The sequence below is a fragment of the Arthrobacter sp. SDTb3-6 genome (assembly GCF_013376095.1).
Lineage (GTDB): Bacteria > Actinomycetota > Actinomycetes > Actinomycetales > Micrococcaceae > Specibacter.
This window is the reverse complement of record NZ_JAAMFN010000085.1, coordinates 1-3,556: the sequence shown is the minus strand read 5'-3', so window position 1 is coordinate 3,556 and position 3,556 is coordinate 1. Positions and strand designations below refer to the sequence as shown.

Below are 3,556 nucleotides of genomic sequence, written 5' to 3'. Positions count from 1 at the left end.
TGTTACCCGTCGCGTTATTTGAGGATGTGGGCGTCATCCGGGGTGACGATGGCCGGGGTGTGAAAACGCCCCGCCGGGGTGTCCTGGCGGGGTGTTCGTTGTCATGGTGACGTGGCGGTCGTCATTGCTGCCGGGTTTTTTCTATTCGGTGGATTCGGTGATCGCTGATTGGGCGGCTGACTGGTCGACGATGTTTTTCTTGGCGGAGTAGGTAGCGAGCAGGGCGGAGATGGCGAGGTTGTTCACGGCGCGGGGGTAGCCGCGTGAGGCGTGGTGAATGGCGGTGATCGCGTCGTCGGAGAAGAGCGGGTCGGATCTGCCGGCATAGGCGAGGTGTCCCTTGATGTAGTCGGTCGTGTCTGCCGGGCCCATGCCGTTGATGGCGTATCGGGTGCCGATGCGTTGGTCCAGGGCGGCGAGCACGGCCAGTTTCAGGCGCCGGCGCAGGGTGGGCTGGCCGATGAGCAGCAGCGCGAAGTGCGAGACCGTGTCGAGGCTGGTGTTCGTCAGCATCCGCAGGGCTTCCAGGTCCTGGTTGCCGAGAAGGTGGGCCTCGTCAAGGACGATGACGGGCAGGCGGGAGCGTTCATCGAGTTCCCCGGCGAGCAGGGACGCTGACTGGGAGGCGAGCACGCCGGAGTAGAACGCCGGCGCTGCGCCGAGGGCGGTGACGATGGTGGTGTGGATTCCGCGCATGGTGATGGTCGGGTCGGCGATGTAGATCACCTGGTGGCGGGAGGGTTCAAGCTGGGCGAGGGCGGCGCGGACGGCCACGGTCTTCCCGGCCCCGACTTCCCCGGTGATCACGCCCATTTGGCGTTGGTCGATGCACCAGCCGATCCGGGCGACCGCTTCGCGGTGGCCGGGGTGGGGGTGCAGGGCCGCGGGCGGGATGTCGCGGCCGAACGGGGTCCTGGTGAAACCGAAATACGATTGCAGGCTGGCAACGGAGCTCATCGTGCTGCCTCCGTGTTCCCTGCCGTGGCGGTAGTGCCCGGATCGTCCGCAGGTGCGGTGGTGCCTGTGGTCCCGCCGCCGGTTTCCCAGAGCGGTTCCATGTTCCAGGGGACGGCGGCTGGGCCCGAATCCGGTGATGGTTGCATGTCCTGGATGTCGGCGAAGCTGATCGGGGAACCGGTCAGTGATTCGGTGTGGCGGGTGGCGACCAGGTCCAGGTAGTTGATGCCGGAAGTGACGTGCATGGCGGCCTGGTCGGCGTCCTTGGTGGCGTTGACGGCCTTGGGGTGCACGTGCCGGCGGATCTCCAGGGCGGTGCCGATCCCGGCGGGGATGCCCAGGTGGGAGTTGACGGTGATGTCCGCGCCGAGGTCGAAGGGGTCATAGACAACTTCCACCCGGGTTCCGGCGAGCACCGGGTCCACCTGGTAGGTATTCGCGTGCAGGGACAAGGTCGCGGCCTTGGTGACCTGGCGGGTTTCGGACCACAGGAACGCCTGGCGGATTTCTTCCAGGGGTTTGCGCGTCGGGGTGCGGTGTTCCCAGGACGCCTCCCACCTCGCCAGGGGTGTCTGCCCGGTCGTGGAGTGGACCGTGTGGTGGTAGATCATGTTCACCCACGCGGTGAACAAGGTGTTCAACTCCTCCAAGGAACTGACCTCGCTGCCGGAAACGCTGCCCGCGGCGGGGGATCCGGCCGGGGCGGTGCCGGGGAGCATGGGTGTGTCGGTGATGGTGATCTCCCCGAGGAACTGGCTGGTGACAGTGCGAAAATAGCGTTCAATTTTTCCGCGGCCTTGGGGCCGGTAGGGGGCGGAGTGGGTGAGCCGGATCCCCAGCCGTGCACAGATTCTTCCCAGCGCCTTGTCAACAAAGGCACTGCCGTTGTCCAGGTAGACCGTGGAGGGGATCCCGTGGGTTTGCAGGGCCGGGCGCAGCACTGCCGAGAGCCTCACGGAGTCTTCCGCGTATGCCCAGCGGGCGGCGGTGACCATGCGGGAATGGTCGTCCAGGAACGCGAACAAATACGTCTTCCGGCCCCCGATGCGGGGCCCATGGAGGGCATCGCCAACCCAAATCTCGTTCGAGTGGTCTGCCTCGAAACGGCCCGTGGCCGTTGGCAGGACGCCGGTGGAAATGCGCTTTGCCCTGAAGTGGCGCAGCAGCGTTGTTTCCGACGGCGCCGTCCCCAGGGTTTCGGTGATGATCCGCTTCACCTGGGCCGCGGTCCGGTTCGGCCGCTCCCGCTTGAGGGTCTCGGCCAGGGCCAGCACCCGGGAGTCGGTGACCGGGCCGCAGGCACGTTCCCCCGGCTTGAGCCCCTCGAACCCTTCCTTCTGCCAGGCCTTGATCCAACGGTCCAGGGTCTCCCGCGAATACCGGCGCATCCCGCCGTACGGCCAGGGATGCTCGGCGGCGGCCAAGGCCCGCACCAAGGGCCCGCGCTGGCGCGAACTCAGGGACGCATCCGCAGCCCCGCGGACCACCTGGTACCTGAACAGCGCGATCTCATCGCGGTGTTCCTTGCGCATCAACGGGGTGTTGGCCCGCGGGACCCTGGAAGCCGGCACGGCCTGTATCGGCACTGCCGGCGTGGCGGAAGCCAACCTGAGCGGTGCCGGGGCGGCAGGGAGAGGCTCGGCGGGTGTCTGGGCTGTGGAACTCATCATCGCAAGGAAGTCCTTTCAACAAGGGGAACAGGCGGCAAGTGTCGGATCCGTCGCTGGTTCCGGCACTCCCAACCCACCCTGCCCCTGTCAGAGCCCCGGCGGCAGGGCGGGTTCGTGTTGCACCCCGCCCGGCCACCCGGCGGTGCTGAAGAACCACGGCCCGTGCCCCATCAACGCCCCGTAATGCCACGGCACCCTGACCACGGACCCGTCACGGGAGCCGTAAAGGGCCAGGGTTTTCACATACGCCGCGACCATGGAGAACGCGTTCCCCGCCGGGGTGGGGGCCGGCGCCGGCCAGAGCCCGGGCGCATCCGGCGCGCCCCGATGCACCAGGGCCGTGAACTTGCCAATAATCGCTGCGATGTTCGCCCGGTAAGCACGCAGCCAATCCCGCACCGTGCCCGCCGGCCGGCCCAGCCTCGCCGCGATCTTCCGGCACCCGAGCCCCAAAACCGTGTGCAGCCAGATGGCCTCCGCCAGCACCGCCGCCCCGTCGGCCCGCCGGGCAGCAAACAGCACCGGAAGCAGCACATGAGTGGCCCCGCAGCCCGCACAACGGCCCCGACGCGGCACCACCCGCAGGTTCCCCGCCGCCGCGGTGCCATGGCGGATCACACGCGCCCGGGCGAACCCCCAACGACGCAGCCTGCCCGGACAATCCGGACAGCGAAGACGCCCCAAATCCAGATCAGATTCGACAGTGGCAGGAACTTCACTTACGGTGAGCACAGCGCGACTCTTTTCGCGTCAGAACGACCCGGTGCGGCTTCGAAACTTGCACCGGGTCGTTCGCTTTAACCAACAGGCCTGTCGTCAGCCTGACGCCGCCAACGAACAAACGTCAAGACCCACCCACGGAAAACACCCGACCCCGGCCTATCGGCAAGAAACGCGACTACCCACCGTCAACCAATGCGACGCGCAAC

At 67.3% G+C, this 3,556-nt stretch carries 3 protein-coding genes; all 3 read right to left on the bottom strand.

All coding sequences use genetic code 11. The features are described from left to right. Nucleotides 1–141: 141 nt before the first annotated feature. The gene (locus G6035_RS19290; protein ID WP_176618719.1) at nt 142–957 is read right to left on the bottom strand and encodes an ExeA family protein; all 816 of its coding nucleotides are present in this window, start codon (nt 955–957) and stop codon (nt 142–144) included. Next, nucleotides 954–2,627, bottom strand: a complete 1,674-nt coding sequence (locus G6035_RS19285; RefSeq protein ID WP_176618718.1) for a DDE-type integrase/transposase/recombinase — start codon at nt 2,625–2,627, stop codon at nt 954–956. Before G6035_RS19285 ends, G6035_RS19290 begins: the two co-directional genes overlap by 4 nt. A gap of 87 nt (nt 2,628–2,714) precedes the next feature. Further along, entirely contained in the window at nt 2,715–3,149 is a 435-nt protein-coding gene (locus tag G6035_RS19280; RefSeq protein ID WP_176618717.1) for a helix-turn-helix domain-containing protein, read from the bottom strand. Nucleotides 3,150–3,556: the final 407 nt, after the last annotated feature.

What these genes read in the sequence shown, in the direction of transcription:
- G6035_RS19290 (WP_176618719.1), bottom strand. Translation starts at nt 957, where the DNA reads ATGAGCTCCGTTGCCAGCCTGCAATCGTATTTCGGTTTCACCAGGACC.
- G6035_RS19285 (WP_176618718.1), bottom strand. Translation starts at nt 2,627, where the DNA reads ATGATGAGTTCCACAGCCCAGACACCCGCCGAGCCTCTCCCTGCCGCC.